Source organism: Bathymodiolus japonicus methanotrophic gill symbiont, assembly GCF_019721995.1.
GTDB lineage: Bacteria > Pseudomonadota > Gammaproteobacteria > Methylococcales > Methylomonadaceae > Methyloprofundus.
This window is the reverse complement of the sequence record NZ_BLYC01000103.1, coordinates 1-4,093: the sequence shown is the minus strand read 5'-3', so window position 1 is coordinate 4,093 and position 4,093 is coordinate 1. Positions and strand designations below refer to the sequence as shown.

General features: G+C 39.1%; 7 protein-coding genes and 1 pseudogene. 6 read left to right on the top strand and 2 right to left on the bottom strand.

The annotated features are described in order from the left end of the window. Window positions 1–316, bottom strand: a 316-nt coding sequence (locus K6984_RS30210; RefSeq protein WP_221898649.1) for an IS6 family transposase, incomplete at its 3' end; no start/stop codon positions are given. A 57-nt stretch (window positions 317–373) separates the two neighbouring features. Between K6984_RS30210 and tnpA the strand changes: the two genes are divergently transcribed. The 6 genes and pseudogenes from tnpA (at window position 374) to K6984_RS30185 (ending at window position 3,181) form a co-directional block, all read left to right on the top strand. Next, the gene (tnpA, locus tag K6984_RS30205) at window positions 374–715 is read left to right on the top strand and encodes an IS66 family insertion sequence element accessory protein TnpA (RefSeq protein WP_221893783.1); all 342 of its coding nucleotides are present in this window, start codon (window positions 374–376) and stop codon (window positions 713–715) included. Window positions 716–876: 161 nt separating this feature from the next. Further along, entirely contained in the window at window positions 877–1,008 is a 132-nt protein-coding gene (locus K6984_RS35570; RefSeq protein ID WP_263458927.1) for a hypothetical protein, read from the top strand. A gap of 528 nt (window positions 1,009–1,536) precedes the next feature. Continuing rightward, window positions 1,537–2,055 (top strand): annotated as a pseudogene (locus tag K6984_RS30200) (transposase); the annotation flags it as partial. Between the two features lie 46 nt (window positions 2,056–2,101). Continuing rightward, a complete protein-coding gene (locus K6984_RS30195; protein ID WP_221898648.1) occupies window positions 2,102–2,356 on the top strand; it encodes a hypothetical protein in 255 nt (84 codons plus the stop codon). 258 nt (window positions 2,357–2,614) lie between these two features. Then, the gene (locus K6984_RS30190) at window positions 2,615–2,929 is read left to right on the top strand and encodes a hypothetical protein (RefSeq protein ID WP_221898647.1); all 315 of its coding nucleotides are present in this window, start codon (window positions 2,615–2,617) and stop codon (window positions 2,927–2,929) included. Window positions 2,930–2,941: 12 nt separating this feature from the next. Beyond that, window positions 2,942–3,181 carry a hypothetical protein gene (locus K6984_RS30185; protein ID WP_221898646.1) on the top strand — a complete coding sequence of 80 codons (240 nt, stop codon included), beginning with the start codon at window positions 2,942–2,944 and terminating at the stop codon, window positions 3,179–3,181. Between the two features lie 32 nt (window positions 3,182–3,213). On the opposite strand, the gene K6984_RS30180 is transcribed toward K6984_RS30185, so the two are convergent. Then, on the bottom strand, window positions 3,214–4,093 hold an 880-nt coding region (locus K6984_RS30180; protein ID WP_221898645.1), incomplete at its 5' end, for an ADP-ribosylglycohydrolase family protein.

Below are 4,093 nucleotides of genomic sequence, written 5' to 3'. Positions count from 1 at the left end.
GACTATCAACAGCTCGGTATAAATAGGTCCACTGACCCTTCACTTTGATATACGTTTCATCCATGCGCCACGATTTATTGGTTTCTCGTTTCTGAGATTTAGCTTTTACAGCAATGGCAGGAGAATAACGGATAACCCAACGATTGAGCGTAGCATGATCCACCTCAACACCTCTTTCTTCCATAATTTCTTCAAGGTCGCGATACGAAACGCCATACCTGACATAAAAGAAAACAGCATAAAGAATGACATCTTTTGGGAAGTGAGTGCCTTTGAAGCTGAGTATATGATCGTAAGCGTCAATTAAAGTACACATTCTAAACCAATATAAAAAATGGCAGACTAATACCTCCAATTAACTCAGGAGGAATTTATGAGTCCATCTCAAAATAAAGCGGCTATGCAAAATCATATACCGCAATGGCAAGCCAGTCGTTTAACTCAGGTCGGGTATTGCAAAGCCCATGATATCAAGCCGCATATCTTCAGTTATTACAAAAAGCAATTCAGTTCGCTCGCTCCACCAGTGTTACAAGCCAAGCAATTGGTTCCGGTAACACTGGTTGCAGAGGACATGTTGAACGGATCAGGCGTACCTGCTGATTCATCAGTTATCAAAGTGACTCATTCTAATGGCTTCAGTCTGGAAATTTGTGCCAGTACAGAACTTGCATCATTAAAGCCGCTTCTGAAACTGGTTAGGTCTATCTCATGATAAACGGGCTTGTTGTTAATCATGTTTTTTTGGCGACGCTGTCAGCCCCGGACGGGCTGATAGTCTCCAGAAGGCGCAGGGAAATTTGCCAATCCGAAGTGCGCGAGGGAGGCTAATATTTTATCCCGAATAGCCGTAGAGCCATTTGTGGCGGACGCAGGGTGGCTGGAGCATCTCCTATTCGCTGCGTAGGGAACGAATTACGGAGACAGGAGCCCCAGGAATTTCGTGAGGTAGCATGGCCGCGCTTTAGCGCCATAAATGTCGGTTATGAGCAAGCTTTAACGTTATAATAAATTCTTGCGATAGAACCAATTTAAGAAAAAGGCATTGCCAATTAAGGCTACAAAAAAAAGAAATACAGAACTTTTAGAAACCTTAACGGAGCCAAAGCGAAGTGATGATTTTTAGTCCGTGGTAAGCAACAGGGCAATTCGCCAATCCGAAGTGTGCTAGCAGCGCGCGAGGGAGGCAAAGAATTGCATTCCGAATAGCCGTCAATCCATGTGTGGGAGCCTTAACGGAGCAGGGTTTTCTTGCGTAGTTGAGGCGGACGCGTAGTTACCGTACTGTATAAGTGAAAAGTGTTTGGGTACCTGGGGTCTTATTGGGGACGAAGTTGTTGTCACTAAATCAGGAAAGCAAACATATGGCTTAGGGCGATTTTTTTTCGTCCATTCAAAACCAAGCGGTGCCAGGTCTGTGTTTTATCAATATCTCTTTGCTTCATGTTGAGTCGCGTAAGTCTTATCCGTTACTTGCAGAGCAGCTTCTAAAAAAAAGCCCAGGAAACTGCGCCTAAAAGAGTAACAGAAAAGGGAAAGCCTGGCAGACCAAAAGGTAGCAAAAATAAAAACCGGACAGAGGTGAGTTTTTCCGCTTTTCAATTACAATTGCAGGGTTGTATTCGACAGGCACTTAGTTTGATAGGCTGTACACTCACAATGGATTATTTTGTTTATGATGGTGCGCTAGGTAATAATGCGGGGTTACAAATGGTCAAGCAGCTCGGATTACATTTGGTGTCTAAATTACGTCACGATTCTACTCTCTATTTCCCGTTTGCAGGTGAATACGCGGGAAAAGGAAAGCCTCGCAAATATGGCGAACAACTCACCATAGACACATTGCCTGAAGATAGCTTGCGTGGAAGAACGGTAAAAAAAGATGTCGAAACGAGCATGCATCAGGTTCAGGTTTGGCATAAAAACTTTCCCGATTTATTGAATGTCGTGGTCATTGTGAAAAGAAATCTTAAAACAGGAAGAGTCGCAAAGGCCTTATTGTTTAGCGATGATCTTGAATTGCCTTACGATAAACTGATTGAGGTTTCAAATTGAGTTTAACTTTCGTGATGCCAAACAGTACTGGGGGCTGGAAGACTTTATGAATATCAAAGAAACTCAAGTGACTAATGCGGCAAACTTCTCTTTATTTATGGTGACCTTTTCACTGCTACTACTGCCTCAAATAGAAAGCCTAGGTCAGAAAAGTATATTGGATTTAAACGCCACCTTCAGGGCGCGAAAATACACGCGTAGGATTATTAATTCCCTCAGCTTAAATGCAGAGGAGTTTTTAATAAATAATCCGGTTTTTCAGGCCGCAGAACTTGGTAAGATTCATGAGAATGTTGTATGATTTCTGGCGAAGGTATTGAAAAATAGGTGGAAATTATTTATCTGAAAGTCTATAGGAGAAAAACTTTCTCATCCCATCCGACAAACTAGTGAGAAAGTCAGGTACCATATGACATTCATGAGAATAATAACTTGAAAAGTCGCACTATTTTTAGTTGAATATGCGAACCTTCTTTGGCTGAAATTAAATCTTATGATCGTAGGTAATAGGGTTATTTTTTTGCGACAGAACCAGTAATAGTTAGGGGCAGTAGGAAATATGAAAAATAGTGTGTTTTTGTTATTATTGATGATAATGCCATTAAATGCAGAGGCATATATTTATGGTGGAAGCAACTTAGGATATTCTGGATACCCATCACATGACTGTAATGAACCAATGAAACCATTAAAGCCATACTCATTTACTAGCCAATGGAAAATTGATTCGTATAATACTGAAGTTGAAAATTATAATTCACAACTTCAGGATTATATTGCTTGTATTGAGGAATATACGGACAAGGCTAATAACGATATAAAAAGAATACAAGAAAAAGCACGAGAGGCTATTGATGATAGAAATTATTGGTAGTGGATCAACCCCGTGATCGGCTTACTGATCAACAAGGTAAAATTTGCTCCAGCCGTCCGCCACAGACTGAGCACAAAGCAGCTCAGTCATGGCTACCACAAATGGCTCTACGGCTCTATTCGGGATAAAATTTTAGCCTCCCTCGCGCGCTATCGCGCACTTCGGATTGGCAAATTTCCCTGCGCCTTCTGGAGACTATCAGCCCGTCCGGGGCTGACAGCGATTGAAATTGAGAATTATGATAGCAGATAACGTCGGGAAGGGGGATTTATGCGACAGAACCATTATTCACTCCTATCAGGTATTTTTATTATCAGCAGCTCGATTATTTTTTCATAGTCTTTGTTCTTATTTAAAATTTCCAAATTTTTATATTCTTCGATATTAAACTTTAACTGACTATTAATTAACCAGTCATTTAGAGGCGCATCATTAATGGATTCATTATCTACACTTAATAACTTTGAAAATACACAGCTTTGACCTGACTCAAAATCAACCGATAAAATAATATTAAACTTTCCTTTTGTTATTGCATCCTGTCTACTTATACGTGTTATGCAACCATTTCCCAACGGATTAAAATGTATCTTATTTCCTTCTTCGTAATTACCTGAGTTAATATTATTAATTGATATATTATTTTCCTCAATAGGTACGTCATTAAATTCTGCTCTACCTTCAGATATTTCTAAAAGCCTTTCTGAGATTTTATCTATATAGTTTATATCTTGTACAGTTTTCCAACGTTCAGGAATAATTTTTTGTCCGTTCAATGCACCTACCAGACCTCCAGAAAATGCAGCAATACTATCTGTATCAGTTCCAGTTGAATTGACAGCATTTTCAATGCTTTTTAATGGCTCATTTGAATATTTGCAGGCAAAAAATATTCCAGCAATAACTGTAGATATACCTGATCCCTTTGTTTCATATTTGTAGCAACCTAACTTTGATAAAGCTTCATAATCTGAAATACCTTCTTTTATATACTTATAAGTATCTCTCAAATATTGCTGAACTTCTAATACAACATCATCGTATAGCTCTTTAAATACCATGCCAGTATCATTTTTATTCCATTCTAATTCCCATGACTTTAACTCAGGAATATCAATAAAAGGAATAGATAATTTTGTATGAATATCCTTTCCTAACATTGTA